Source organism: Pelagicoccus sp. SDUM812005 (assembly GCF_031127875.1).
GTDB lineage: Bacteria > Verrucomicrobiota > Verrucomicrobiia > Opitutales > Opitutaceae > Pelagicoccus.
In genome coordinates this window covers 19,621-33,780 of the sequence record NZ_JARXIA010000010.1, presented here as the reverse complement: position 1 = coordinate 33,780, position 14,160 = coordinate 19,621, and the positions used below count along the sequence as shown (strand labels likewise).

Annotated in this window: 11 protein-coding genes; 8 read left to right on the top strand and 3 right to left on the bottom strand. The window is 59.3% G+C overall.

Features of this window, described 5'->3' with window-relative positions; genetic code table 11:
* Positions 1-90 precede the first annotated feature (90 nt).
* Genes QEH57_RS12920 through QEH57_RS12895 form a run of 6 tightly spaced genes read left to right on the top strand, consistent with a single transcriptional unit; the run spans position 91 to position 6,766 of the window.
* The gene (locus QEH57_RS12920; RefSeq protein WP_309007163.1) at positions 91-570 is read left to right on the top strand and encodes an Rrf2 family transcriptional regulator; all 480 of its coding nucleotides are present in this window, start codon (positions 91-93) and stop codon (positions 568-570) included.
* On the top strand, positions 563-1,513 hold the full coding sequence (nrfD, locus tag QEH57_RS12915) for an NrfD/PsrC family molybdoenzyme membrane anchor subunit (protein ID WP_309007162.1): 951 nt from the start codon (positions 563-565) through the stop codon (positions 1,511-1,513). Before QEH57_RS12920 ends, nrfD begins: the two co-directional genes overlap by 8 nt.
* 11 nt (positions 1,514-1,524) lie before the next feature.
* Positions 1,525-4,137 (top strand): molybdopterin-dependent oxidoreductase, encoded by a 2,613-nt coding sequence (locus QEH57_RS12910; protein ID WP_309007161.1) that lies wholly within the window; start codon positions 1,525-1,527, stop codon positions 4,135-4,137.
* A gap of 20 nt (positions 4,138-4,157) precedes the next feature.
* Positions 4,158-4,862: a 4Fe-4S dicluster domain-containing protein gene (locus QEH57_RS12905; RefSeq protein WP_309007160.1), complete on the top strand. Its 705-nt coding sequence runs from the start codon at positions 4,158-4,160 to the stop codon at positions 4,860-4,862.
* The gene (locus tag QEH57_RS12900; RefSeq protein WP_309007159.1) at positions 4,852-5,445 is read left to right on the top strand and encodes a molecular chaperone TorD family protein; all 594 of its coding nucleotides are present in this window, start codon (positions 4,852-4,854) and stop codon (positions 5,443-5,445) included. Before QEH57_RS12905 ends, QEH57_RS12900 begins: the two co-directional genes overlap by 11 nt.
* Positions 5,446-5,497: 52 nt before the next feature.
* Complete coding sequence (locus QEH57_RS12895) at positions 5,498-6,766, top strand: porin (RefSeq protein ID WP_309007158.1); 1,269 nt, start codon at positions 5,498-5,500, stop codon at positions 6,764-6,766.
* A 72-nt stretch (positions 6,767-6,838) separates the two neighbouring features.
* Here the strand turns inward: QEH57_RS12895 and QEH57_RS12890 are convergent, their stop codons facing one another.
* Entirely contained in the window at positions 6,839-7,348 is a 510-nt protein-coding gene (locus tag QEH57_RS12890; protein WP_309007157.1) for an arsenate reductase ArsC, read from the bottom strand.
* A gap of 202 nt (positions 7,349-7,550) precedes the next feature.
* Positions 7,551-8,690: a sialidase family protein gene (locus tag QEH57_RS12885; protein WP_309007156.1), complete on the bottom strand. Its 1,140-nt coding sequence runs from the start codon at positions 8,688-8,690 to the stop codon at positions 7,551-7,553.
* Positions 8,691-8,861: 171 nt separating this feature from the next.
* Here QEH57_RS12885 and QEH57_RS12880 point away from each other — a divergent pair, with 171 nt between their 5' ends.
* A complete protein-coding gene (locus QEH57_RS12880) occupies positions 8,862-10,250 on the top strand; it encodes a right-handed parallel beta-helix repeat-containing protein (RefSeq protein WP_309007155.1) in 1,389 nt (462 codons plus the stop codon).
* Positions 10,251-10,381: 131 nt separating this feature from the next.
* Entirely contained in the window at positions 10,382-12,709 is a 2,328-nt protein-coding gene (locus QEH57_RS12875) for an alpha/beta hydrolase fold domain-containing protein (protein ID WP_309007154.1), read from the top strand.
* Between the two features lie 121 nt (positions 12,710-12,830).
* Here the strand turns inward: QEH57_RS12875 and QEH57_RS12870 are convergent, their stop codons facing one another.
* A complete protein-coding gene (locus QEH57_RS12870; RefSeq protein WP_309007153.1) occupies positions 12,831-14,141 on the bottom strand; it encodes a TolC family protein in 1,311 nt (436 codons plus the stop codon).
* Positions 14,142-14,160 lie beyond the last annotated feature (19 nt).

Here is a 14,160-nt window from a genome sequence, read left to right as displayed (position 1 = left end):
CCGCATTCATTCTTATTTAAAGACATACTTGTCCTTTATTAATTATAGACATGTTTGTCTTTTTTTGCAGAACAGAAGGCAGTTCCAGCCATGTTCTGTCTTTCCCAAAGCGTCGGTTACGCAATCCAAGCGCTCGCTTGCCTCGAGGGCTCCTGTTCTGGCCAGCCTCGAACTGTCAAGGAGATCGCAAGCTGTTCAGGCGTCCCCGCCTCCTACTTGGCAAAGCTCGTCAAGAAGCTGGTCAAAGCCGAGATTCTGGCCTCCAAGCCCGGTCCCAACGGCGGCGCTTGGCTCCACCGCTCCGCCTGCAGCCTCTCCGTCTTGGATATTAACGACGCGATCGACGGTCCGCATACCCTCGATCGCTGCCTGCTTGGCATGGCGACCTGCAGCGACGAGCGAAGCTGCCCCGTCCACGAATTTTGGAGCGTGGAGCGAGAGCGCATTCGCGAGCATCTCAAGCAGACAACATTGGCCGACGTCATCGCCCACGAGACTCACCTCAATTCAGTTTCACCCCCAGAAAACGAGGCATCCTGTGCCTGCAAGGAAAGGAAAAACCATGTCTGACGAAATCGTCTACCTCACCCAGTCCGGTCCCTATTGGGACTGGAAAGTCGCCCTCGACCTCTTCCTCGGAGGGGCCGGAGTCGGAGCCCTCCTCTTCGCCATCCTCCTCGATGCCGTCCTCCATGGCAAATACCGACGCATCTGCCACACGGCCGCTTGGCTCTCACCTGTACTCGTTTCGGCCGGCTTGCTCCTGATCATGATAAAAATGGGTCGGCCCTTCCACGCCTACCATACCTACCTCAACGCCAACCTAACCTCTCCACTCTGGTGGGGCGGCATCTTCCAACCGCTCGTGGTGGGAGGCGGAGTCGTCTACGCATTCCTTTGGAACCGGCCCGACCAGAACGTCTCCCTGCGCCGCGGTCTCGGTTGGGCGCTTGCTCCGCTAACCCTGATCGTCGGCTCCTATCATGGCATGTTGCTTTCCACCATGGTATCCCATCCGCTTTGGAATACCGGGCCGACCGTCATCGCCGCCTTGCTCAGCTTTGCTACCAGCGGCATCGCCATCGTCTTGCTGGTCCACCTGGCCCGCATGAAATGGGCTGGCCGCCTAGACCAACAGGACCACATAGCCACCTTTCTCAACGATCTCGCCATGGTTCGGAACGTCATGGGGGCCCTCCTGATTCTCCAGCTCGGTACCTTCGTGCTCTGGTGGCTCGATCTTCGGCTTGGCGGCATGCATGCCCAGCAAGCGCTCGAAGCAGCCAATCGCGCCTACGGCCCGGTTTTCTGGGGCATCGGCATCGGCATCGGCCTCATCCTTCCCTTGCTCCTCGGCCTTTGGTCAATCCTGCAGGGAGAGGCCAGCCACCGCCGTCAGCAAATCCGCGTCATCGCCACCAGCAGCGCCCTGATCGTCGTCGGCGCCTTCTTCTTCCGGTTGGCCCTCGTCCTCGCCGGTCAAGTACCACCCGCCGCAACTTCAATCTTCTAACTTTGCCAGCCATGAAAGATCTGCTTTCTACAGACGAAACGACAACCACAGAGTCCGCCGCAGGCCTCAGCCGGCGCCACTTTCTGCGCAACGTCATCGGAAGCTCCCTGCTTTGCGCCGTGGGCGGGGGCCCGGTCCTCAGTCGTTTCGCCCAAGCCGCCGTACCGGGTTCCGCCGCCTCTGCCGCATCCGCTGCCGCGCTTGCCGGAAAATGGCTAGCCTCCACCTGCCAAGGCTGCACCTCGTGGTGCCCCGTCCAACTCAAGGTGATCAACAACCGGGTCACCGACGTGCGCGGCAATCCCTTCAGCTTGGCCAACCACGGCAAGATCTGCCCGCGTCCGCACCTTTCTCTGCAACAGCTCTACGACCCCGACCGCGTCAAGGTCCCCATGAAACGGACCAATCCGAAAAAAGGACGGCACGAAGACCCCGGTTTCGTCCCCATATCCTGGGATGAAGCCATGGACATGATCGCGGACAAGATGCTTGAACTGAGGGCGAACGATGAAACCCACAAGTTCTTGTATTTGCGTGGTCGATACAGCTACCTGCGCGACCTGCTCTACTCCGCCCTCCCGAAAATTTACGGTTCCCCCAACGGCATCAGCCACTCCGCCATCTGCGCCGAAGCCGAAAAGTTCGGAGCCTACTACACCGAAGGGTACTGGGACTACCGGGACTACGACTTGGAGCACACGCGCTACGTTCTTTGCTGGGGCGCCGATCCGCTCTCGTCCAATCGCCAAGTGCCTCACGCCATAAACATTTGGGGCAAGGTCCGAGACCAAGCGAAAATCGCCGTCATCGACCCGCGCCTCTCCGCCACCGCGGCGAAAGCAAACCACTGGCTGCCCGTCATTCCAGGCGAAGACGGCGCCCTAGCCGTCGCCATGGCCCACGTCATCCTCACCGAAGGCATGTGGAGCAAGGAATTCGTCGGCGACTTCACCGACAAGGACAATCGCTTCGTCGCTGGCAAGGAAGTCGACCCCGATCTTTTCAACGAAATCCATAGCCACGGAGTGGTCAAATGGTGGAACCTCGAGCTCAAGGACCGCAGCCCCGAATGGGCCGCCGAACGCACCGGGATCCCGGCGAGCCAAATCCGTCAGGTCGCGATCGAGTTCGCTGAAGCTGCTCCTCGGGCGATTAGCTGGCTTTCTCCGGGGGCTGCCATGCAAGCCCGCGGCGGCTACTCGGCCATGGCCGCCCACGCCCTCAACGGACTGGTGGGCTCGGCCGACCACATCGGCGGCACGGTGCAAAAGACCAAAGTCGTCGCCGATTCGATCCCCGACTTTTCCGCCTACCAGGACGAGTTGGCCAAGAAGAACGCTAAGCAAAAGAAGATCGATCACCGCGGAACCCTCGCCTTCCCATCCTTGAAGGAAGGGAAGAGCGGAAGTGGAGTTGTCACCAACAATACCGCCGACGCTATCCTCAACGAGGATCCCTACGACATCAAGGTGGCCATAGCCAACTGGGCCAACTTCGCATTCTCCTGCTCCGGCGCCGAACGCTGGGAACGGGCCCTGACCAAAATCCCCTTCTTCGTTCACATCACCACCAACGCGTCGGAAATGTCCCACTTCGCCGACGTGGTGCTGCCGGCCGCCCACCAAATCGCCGAAAAGTGGAGCTTCCTCAAGAGCAAGCAAAACCTCTACGGCTACAATACCCTCACGGCGCCGGTCGTGAAGCCCATCTGGGACGTACGGCAAGACGAGACGGAGATTCCCTGGATGCTCGCCGAAAAGCTGGCGGAGAAAGGCTGGGACAATTTGTATCGATATTTCAACGACGAGTTCGCTGATCCGGAAACCGGCAAGCAGCCGGCCAACGGCGAGGAATTCGCCCTCTACGCTACGAAAATGCTCACTCGTCCCTGCTGGGACGCCTCCCATAAGGACTACGGAAAGTACGGCGACAAGCTCGGCGGCTGGGACGATTTCGTGGCCAAAGGAGTCTGGAACTCTAAACGCTACGAGTGCCAAACCAAGTGGGGCAACTTCGGCACCGCCACCGGCAAGTTCGAATTCTACAGCGAGACCCTCAAGAAGGCCCTCGATGGCCATGCGACGAAAAACGACGCCTCTATCGACGAGGTTCTGGCCGCCACCAACTACACGGCCCGCGGCGAGCAAGCGTTCGTCCCGCACTTCGAGCCAGCCCTGCGACACGGCGACGAAAAGGAATTTCCCTTCATCTTCTTCGAGCACCGCAGCCGTCTCAACCGCGAAGGTCGTTCTGCCAATTGCACCTGGTACCAGGCCCACAAAAACGCCGACCCTGGCGACGAAAACTGGGACGACGTACTCAAGATGAACCCGGTCGACGCCCGCCGACTCGGCCTAAGCAACAAGGACCAAGTCAAGGTAACCTCCACTACCGGAGCCATCACCGTCACCCTCAAGCTCTGGGAAGGCGTACGGCCGGGAACCGTGGCGAAATGCTATGGCCAAGGCCATTGGGCCTACGGTCGCGTCGCCGCAGCCGACTTCGACAAGAAGCTTCCCCGCGGCGGCAACAACAACATTATCCTTCCGCCCGAGTACGAGCGTCTCTCCGGTGCCACCGCACGTCACGGAGGCCCGGCCCGCGTAAAGGTCGAGAAAGTTTAACCTAAACCCTTTTCGGAAAAATGAAAACGGCCACCAAAAGACAGTACTCCATGGTCATCGACCTGCACCGCTGCGTCGGCTGCTCCGCTTGCGACATCGCCTGCAAGCGCGAGAACAACGTCCAGCACAGCTTCGCCTGGTCCAACCATATCCTGGAAACCCGAGGCACCTTTCCCAACACCTCCTTCCGCTACATCCCAACCCTTTGCAACCACTGCGAAGATGCCCCTTGCGTGGCCCACTGCCCGACCACCGCCATGCACAAGGACGACAACGGGCTCACCATGCACGACGCCGACAAATGCATCGGCTGCCGCGCCTGCCAGCAAGCCTGCCCTTACGGCGTCATCTATTTCAACCAGGAACGCCCGCACCGCCACTACCGCGAATACCTCAAGCCAGCGATCGCGGGCTGCACCTCCACCGGACCGGAAGCCGCCCAAGCCGCAGACGTTCCGATTCCCGTCTACAACCCGACCCGCGCGACCACCTATCCGGGAATACGCCCCCAAGGCATTGTCGAGAAATGCACCTTCTGCGACCACCGACTCGCGGTCGGCGAACAACCGGCTTGCGTGGAGGCCTGCCCTGCCGACGCCCGCATCTTCGGCGACAAGAAAGATCCGGAAAGCCCCGTCTCAATAGCCCTGCGCGATCACGCGTCCCGCGTCCTAAAACCAGAAAAAGGAACCCGTCCCAATGTCCACTACATCCGTGACTACTAAGCCTCAGCTCGACGCTCCCACCGCCAACCTCTTCCTTCTGCTCGCCAACGCCTTCAAAAGCCCCAGCGAGTTCACGGAAGACGAGCCACGATTGCTAAGGGAAACGCTAGCTGCAAGCGACCTAGACCTGAACGCAATCGGACTCGAGCTCGCCCGCCAATGGCAGCTCGTCCCCACGGCAGACCGTACCGCAGCACTGCGCGACTACGCTCGACTCTTTCTCGGCCCCTTCGAGATCAAGGCCGCCCCCTACGCCTCCTTCTATCTCGATCCCGAGCAACGCCTCATGGGAACCGTCAGCCAAGAGGTGGCCCGCCACTACGCTGCAGCCGGCCTCGCTCCCGCCGAAGGTCCCTGCGATGCGCCCGACCACATCGTGTCGGAATGCGAGTTCCTCTACTTTCTCGCCCATCAGTTCCTCACTACCAAGGACGCAACTTGGCTCCAGCGCTATCACGACTTTCGCCAAGGCCATTTCGACCCTTGGGTGGCCGACTTCGCCGACACCATTCTAGCCGTCGAAGCCCTCCACCCATTCTACCAAGCCCTGGCCAAATTTTGCCTTCGCATCGTCAAACCGTAATCAAAATCCAAATACATAACGATCCATTATGAACGCGATCCCATCCCCCCGTATGGGCTCACGACTCGCGAGCGCCGCCAAGCTGCTCGCGACCCTCGCCAGCCTCACTGCCGCAACCCTAACGCACGCCCAAAGCAACGCCGACATTCTCAACCTCCTCGTTGAAAAAGGCGTCATCACCAAAGCCGAGGCCGAGTCGCTCGTCGCCGAAGCCCGACAGAAAAACGAGCCGCCCCCCGCAGCCCAGCCTGCTCCCAAACCCACGGCCGTAATCCCTACCGCAAAGGCCGGAGCCCTGGAAAAACTGGCCTTCTCTACGCGGCTTCAAGCCCAATACGCAGCCATCGGCACCGATATCGACAACGCTGGCGACCCCGCGGATACCAACCACCTCTTCATACGCCGCGCCTACTTCGGAATCAAAGGCCAGCTCGTCGACAACGCCACCGCGGTCATAACCTACGATTTCGCTTCGTCCAACTTCGACGCAGCCTACATCGACTGGGAACTCAACGACCGGAATAGCCTCAACGTCGGCCTCACCAAGGTCCCCTTCGGCTTCGAGGAATTTCAAACCTCCAGCGGCAGCCTCAAGGCCATCGAACGTTCCGCCGTCACCCGCTTCTTCGTCGAACCCAACAACGGGCGCCGCCTCGGAGCAGGCGTCTACCGTAACGGCGTCTTTCTCAAGGGCAAGAACGGCAACTGGGACTACCAAATAGCGCTCACCAATCCGGAACGCATCAGCAGCCCCACCAGCGCCGGAAACGACTCCAACAACGGCATCGCCCCTTGGGCCTACGCTGGCTACAAGCAAGCGATCGGCGACGGCTACCTGCACAGCGGCGTTTCCTTCGGTTACCTGCCCGACCAAGGAGGAACCGTTCTGGGAGCAGGCGACGATCTCCTCGTCGGATCCCTTTTCTTCGACTACTCCCAAAACAACTTCCGCGTAAGCTCCGAAATCATGAGCAGCGACAACGAGCAAGGCGCCGCCCCCGGACAGGATTCCAATTCGTGGGGATACTTCATCCAGCCTAGCTACCGCTTCTCCGAAAAGTGGGAAGGCGTCTTTCGCTACAGCTATGTCGACAGCGACGGACGTGGCATAAACCTCTCCGACGCAGTACGCTCAGCACCAAGTGGTGGAACTATGGATACACTGAAAGAAGCCTATTTTGGCGGCAACTACTTCTTCCATGGCGACAACCTCAAGCTGCAATTCGGGCTCGTGTATGGAAAAAGCCAGGACGCCCTCGACGGCACTGAAGCGAAAGCCGAATCCTTCGGCGCCCGCACCATGCTGCAGCTCCAATACTAAGGACAAGCTGCCCCAAAAAGAGGAACGCCCTCAAACCGAGGCGCCACCAGCCCAGCTAAAACTCATCTACGATCAGGACACAGTTCCGAAGGTCGCTTGCTCGCCGATCCGCTTCACGTCTTCCTCGAACTTGAGACGGTAGTTCTGCCAAAGCTTTTCGTAGGGCAAGGCCGTCAACAAATCGATGCGACGAGAAATCTGGATCGCGACGTCCTTGAAAAATCGATACGTATCCTCCTCGCTCCCGACAAACGCCGCCGGATCGGGCGACCCCCAGTGAGCCACGATCGGCTGCCCCGGCCAAACGGGACAAGTCTCACGGGCGTTGTCGCAAACTGTTATCACGATGTCGAAACGCTTCCCCGCAAAGGTGTCCCACGACTTGCTCCGGGCTTCCGACACGTCCACATGGAATTGCTCCTTCAAGACCTTCAGAGCCATCGGGTGCGGCTCGTCCTTCGGGCTGGCCCCCGCGCTGTAGGCCGCGAAACGAAGCGGGTCCCGCTTGCGCAGGATGTATTCAGCGAGAATGCTGCGGGCGCTGTTGCCAGTGCACAGAAAGAGAACGTTCAGTTTATCCATCAGAGTTAGGTGCTAAGTTCCGTTTACCAAGAGCGTCGCTTCCAAAACGCGACAAGCGGTCTCCCTCCCCGCAAGGTTCAACTTGCAGTTAAGAATTCCGACATTTGCATATTCCTTTGTCGGAATATTCAGTCAAACAGAAACACCTCGCAAAGGTCGCCAGCCGGACATTGTCACCGAATCGGCGCGCGGCCTGCCCAATCTATTCCACCTGCAAGGTAAAAGCCTTGCCTTGGGCGGAGTGATTGCCCGTGCCCGCTACGATCCGCGTTTCGGAGAGCACCGCCAGGTTGCTCGCTCCCCCCGTCACGTCTTGGTCGAGCTCGATCCACTCGTACCAGGTCTTGGTCTGGTCGTCCGAAATCAGAACCACATGGCGATACGGCTTCTTCGTCTGGTCCGTCGCCGTCAACAGCAGGTAATCCTTCCCGCCCTTCTGGTAGGATTGAGCCATGCCGAGAAAACCCTTTTCCCAAAACTGGCGATGCTTCCGCCAGCTCTCCCCTTCGTCATCGCTGACGTAGAGCGTCGCCACCCCTGAGGCCAAAAGATACACCTTCCCGTCCGACTCGAAAAACCACATCATGTCCCGAGCCTCTGGATAGTCGGCCTTCTTCTCCCAAGTCCGGCCGTGGTCCGTCGACTTGTAGATTTTTCCGGAAGCTTCGTAGCCGACTCCTACGAGGACGTTGGGCCCACCCAAATTGTGGAAGCAGGTCGTGTTTTGCGGAGGCTTTTCGTCCGAAACCGGTACCCATTCGAAACTCTCGAAATAATTGTCCGACCGCACGATGCTGGTCTGCAACTGCTCCGCTCGCCGCAAGCCAACCAGCAGGTCCCCGTTATCGAGCTGCACGATCCCCACCGTGCGCGAGGACTGGGGACGGGCCAGCACCTCCCAGCTCGCGCCTTCGTCCTCCGAGCGGCAAACGAGGGCCGGCTCCGAAGTCGTGATGTAAAGATTTCCGTCGTCCGCGCGCAGGTAGTTGCGAACGTCGTCCAAGCCCCACAAGTCCCCGCCGTCGATCTGCTTCGTCCACGTTTCGCCCCCGTCAGAGCTTTTGAATACGTCACCCGTCTCTTCCGTTCCGATCAACGCTACGTTCTCGGCAAGCCTGAAAGAGGAACGCACGTTCGATTCGCCCGGCGGCTCGAACACGTTAGCGATCGAGACCTCGGGAAACCGTCCCGGCGCCGCGTCCGAAATCGAAAGCGGCGCCTCGACACCTGGCTCGACATACCCGACTGCCGCCTCCTCGGAGGGCGTGCAGGCGGCCAGCAGGAAGGCCAGGGTCGAAGCGGCGAGGCAGGAAAGAAGCTTAGGGGTATTCTCAACAGTCATGGCAAGCAACTCAGAGGGAAATGACGCGAAAGACAAACCCGCGGCGCGTTTTGCAGACCGATCGTTCGCTGCTTACCAGTGTAAGGCGCGTCTCCATAGGCGCCCTACATAGATAGGGGATATGCAAACGCGTACTTTTCCTGCATAATACAGAACTCCCCCGAAAATAAGATGAAGCTAAGTTACCGAATTATCAGCGCCGTCATCGGCCTCGCAGTCGCCGCCCTCAGCGCCCAAGCCGCCTCGCACTCCATTTCCAGCTTAGAAGAGCTCATGGAGCTCGCCTCACAGGACGGCAACGAAATCACCATGGCCCCCGGCACCTACAAAGTGCGCGACTACCTCACTCCGGAACGCATCGCTGCCGTGGGAAAAAACCTCGACTACAGCTTCGACAAGCGTCCCCCCAATCCCGTCCTCACTTTCAGCGGCAGCGACAACACCTACCATCTCGACGGCGTCACGATCGAAATCGATACCGGCCTCTTCGACGAAATCAGCCTCATCGCCTACCACCGCTTCTTTTTCATAAACGGCCATCGCAACAAGATAAACGGCCTCACGATTCGCTACAACGGCCCGCAACAGGGCTGCAACGGCACCGCGCTTACCGTTTGGGGAGATCACAACACCTTGGAAGACGTATCCCTCTTCGTGCACGGGTCACAGCCCTATGGATACGGCGACCTGCTCGGCAAAGGGCACAGCCGCATCACGCGTCTCGAGAAGCACAGCGGCCTCATGGTAGGCGGCGACCACACCACCCTCCGACGCTGCCGCGTCATCAGCCGCGCCTTCGGACATTGCTTCTACGTGCAAGGCGCCCACAACACCCTCATCGAAGACTGCTACGCCGAAGGCATCAACCGCTCTACTAGCGACATGCTGCGCGACAGCGAGGGTCCCGCTGCGGAAGTCGATTTCAAGTCCGTCTACGAAAACCGGTCCGGTCAGTTCAAGATCACTCCGGGCTACCGAAAAAGCCTTACCGAAGACGGCTTCCGCACCTACGGAAGCGGCGGACCACGCAAACAAAAGACCGGCAAGACCACTCTCATTAACTGCACCGCCATCAACACGCGGGCCGGCTTCGAAATCATCGGACCGGAAGACGGCGCCGAGAAGACGACCCTTACCAACTGCACCTCGCTCGGAGCCGAACGAGCCTTCCTCCTCATTAATGGGAACATCGTCACCCGCAAGTGCCGCGGCGACATCAAGCACGGCCCCCTCCTCTACCTCTGGCGCGGCGCCAACGCCGACGTCGAACTCGAAGTGGCCGGCCAAGGCTCCGACTACACGGTCCACTCCCTCGCCACCATTTCCGGCGAAAACCACCGCGTGAAGCTCACCCGCTGGGAACCCGAAGGCCCGCTGCCCGAACTCCCCATCATGCTCGGCTACGGCATGCCCGCCCACGCCGAAATGTCCTCGCCCATCCTTCCCGAAGAGGCCAAGAACATCACCCTCATCAACGAAACCCAAAGCCCGATCGTATCCAGCAACCTTGCCCAACCTCCACACCCCGACTCCGTCGACTTCTCCGACCCAGTCAAATAACTCCCAGCGAACGTATCCATCGTTCGACGTCACACTGCGTCCTAGCCGACGCAGTAGGATCCTCGCTTGCTGCCAGGCGAAAGGATCCACGCGAGGAACGAGCGTTGTGAGTTTAGTCAAGAATCCCCCTTATGATTGCCCTAAAAAATACCTTTGCCTTGCTCACAGCGCTCGCCGCGACCCTCGTCGCGTCCGCCTTCGAACCAAACGAGAGCCACGTCTATAAAACCGTCGGCGACACCGAACTAGAACTCCACGTATTCACCCCGCCAGGACACGACTCCCAAGACCAGCGCCCCGCCATCGTATTCTTCTTCGGCGGCGGCTGGAATAGCGGCACCCCCGCCCAGTTCTACGAGCAAGCCCAGCACCTCGCCGACCTCGGCATGGTCGCCATCTCCGCCGACTACCGCGTCAAGAGCCGCCAAGGCACTTCCCCCTTCGAAGCCGTGGCCGACGGAAAATCCGCCGTACGCTGGATTCGCCAAAACGCCGCCCGTCTCGGCATCGACCCCGAGCAAGTCATCGCCTCCGGCGGGTCCGCTGGCGGACATGTCGCCGCCTGCACGGGCGTTATCGCAGGCTACGACGAGCCAGGCGAGGACCTCTCCATCTCCTCCGTCCCCAACGCCATGGTTCTCTTCAACCCCGTCATCGATACCACCGAAAAGGGTTACGGAGTCAGTCGGGTCGGCGAAGCGCGCAAATTTGAAATCTCGCCCGCCCACCACGTACGCCCCGGCATCGTTCCCACCCTCGTATTCCACGGTACCGCCGACACCACCGTACCTTACGAAAACGCGGAACGCTTCGCCCGCCTCATGCAAGAAGCAGGCAACGACTGCGAACTCATGCCCTTCGAAGGCAAAGGCCACGGCTTCTTCAACGGCAAGTTCTTCCGTCCTAAAAGCAAGGATACAAGCGCCTACCACCAGAGCATGGAAAGAACCGTGTCCTTCCTGCGCGAATACGGCTACCTTCCCGACGCGAACGCTCCCCTCAGCCTGCGCCTCGCTTCCCCCTTCACTGACCACATGGTCCTCCAACGCGACCAAGATCTCCCCGTCTGGGGACTGGCCAAGCCGGGCTCGAAAGTCACCGTCGCATTCCAGCAGCAACGAAAAACCACCCAAGCCGACGCCCGCGGCAAATGGATCCTCAGCCTCGAACCAAGTCCGGCAAGCGCCTTTCTCAGCTCCCTCACCGTCTCGACCGACGCCCCCTTCGAAGCCATCGTAGTCAACGACGTACTCGTCGGAGACGTCTGGATTTGCTCCGGCCAATCCAACATGCAAATGGGAGCCAAGGGAATTCCGGAAATCGCCGCCCTCGACTTCTCCGAAGCCCCCGTGCGCAGCTTCAAGGTCGCCAATGCCGTCGCCTTCGAAGAACAAGAGTTCTGCGAAGGCAATTGGGCCAGCGCCCGCCCCGAAAGCGCCGTAGCAGCCGCCTTCGCCTATTATCTCGAACAACATGCAGGCGTACCCGTCGGCATCATACAAACCTCCTGGGGCTCCTCCTCCCTCGAAGCCTGGATGCCCCGCGACCTAACCCGGAGCGTCCCCCACTTCAAAACGATGATGGACGAGTTCGACGCCGACTCCGAAACCAAGTCCCGCATCCAAGCCATCCTCGACGGCCCTCGCCCCTGGAGCCGTCAGGACGACGTCTTCCTGCGCCGCCAATCCAATATACTCTACAATGCCATGATGGCCCCGCTCGCTCCCTACGCTTGCCGCGGCATCGTCTGGTACCAAGGCGAACGCAATACCCAATCCGTGCACGGCATGATCGAAGAGCCCTGGTTCTCGCGAAACTCTGGCATGCTCAAATACGGCGACACCCTTAAAAAGTGGATACAACGCTACCGCCAGGAATGGCAGAGCGACGACCTCCACTTCCTCATCGTCATGCTCCCCGGATACGGAAAGCTGCTTGACCCCCAGCCGGGCCAGGACGAGCTAAGCCCCAACGCCCACTCCTGGGCTTGGATGCGCGAGTCCCAGCTCAAAGCGCTCGAACTTCCCCACACCAGCGTCGCCAACACCATCGATCTCGGCGACGTCAAAAACATCCACCCCAAGGACAAGCTCCCCATCGGCCAGCGCCTCGCTCTTCTCGCCGCCCGCGACACCCTCGGCCAAGACATCGAAGCCCAAGGCCCGACCCTTCAGAAAAGCAGCCGAAAAGGAAAGCAGCTCGTCCTCACCTTCGAGCACGCCCAAGGCCTCACAACCACCGACGGCAAAGCGCCCGCTGGCTTCTGGATTGCCGACAAATCCGGAAAGTGGATACAAGCCGACGCTAGGATCGAAGGGGAAACCGTCGTCCTCAGCTCTCCCAAGGTCAAGCAACCACGCTACGTGCGCTACGCCTTCGCCGGCAAACCCGAGGTCAATCTCGTCAACGCCGCCGGACTCCCCGCCTACCCCTTCCGCACCGACACCTTCGCCCCCTAATTAAAACCGCGCCCCTTTCGCTTTGTAGAGAAGGCGAATCCCATGCTATCGCCTACCCTTCCGTAGCGATCATCCACCTGGATCGCGAAGTTCCAAGTGAGATAAACGGATTCATCCAACTTTACAGAGCGATCTCAAGCTCTCCTGTAGCGCTCGCGTAGCGCAATCTCCCCAACTCTAATAAAAGTTGCGCTTCAGTCCTATTCGTTTCCGCAGATGCTAAACCAAGCTGAGCCTCGATTAGCTCGCGATTATCTCCGACACCGTTTTGGAATCGATCCAATGCGTAGTCGAAGGTAGCTCGCGCTAAAGCGAATGTTTCCTCAGCTAGTCCTAGCCTCGATTCCGCCTCTTGCAAACGCCGGCTTGAAACATCTACTTCATTCCTTACTTGCTGCTCAACCTCCCGTAAACGCACTTCAACAGCAGCGAGATTCGACCGGGCCATCGCCTTGTCCGCCTTGTTCTTTCCACCTTCAAAAAGCGGTACTGAAAGCGCTATTCCCACTGCCCAGTCCTCTTCCTCTTCCCCATCGAAGGCCTCCTCGCTCACATATCCATAATCTCCATACGCGTTGAGCGATGGCAAACGCTGCCAGCCGGCTGCCTTGACCAACAACCGAGCACGATCCTCTTCGGTCAATCGTGCGAGATAGTCCTCCCTCTTTAGCAGTATCGCTTTATAGTCCTGAAACGTTGCGGGAGGGAGCCCAGCAGACTTCACAGGCAACAGCTCCAATGCAGTACCCAAATCCATATCGAGCAATAGCTTCAAGAGATGCTCGCTTTCAAAGACTGTCGTCTCCCGCGACACCACAACTTGTTTCGCGCTGCTGACTTCCAACTTAGCGCGCATCAAATCGATTCGGTTCGCCGCTCCAGCATCGACCCGATTTTGTGTGATATCGCGTAACTCTTCCGCTCGCGCCAAGGCTTCATGCCCGAGTTCCAAAGCGCGCCGCGCTCGCAGCACGCCCACATAGGTTTCAGCCACAGCCAATTTAATATCCTCAAGGACTGCCTGATACTCGTATTCAGAAATCTCGTTCACATACCTTGATTCACGGTACGCAGCAATGCTGGCAAGGTCGACCAAGGGAAGATCCACCGTCACTCCAGCGTTGAACCGACTAAACGGATCACTTTGACGAGAAATGCCAAATTGCTCCAACCCGAGTCCTACCGTGACCGACTGGTTGCGGGACTGGCCTGCTACCGCCGTTACAGTTGGAAGCAAGCCAGCGCGTGCCCGCCTTACCCCTTCCACCGCCTGCTCCAGCCCTTCACGGGCTGCGAGCAAACTTAAATTGGTATTCTCCACCTCCATCAGAGCGGACTCTAGCGAAAGAACACGTTTTTCACTCCCCACGACTGCTTGCGACAATACAAGCGTCGCAAGCAGCAACATTCCAATTAGATCTAAATTCTTCATCTTGAGAAACTCCTCTCTT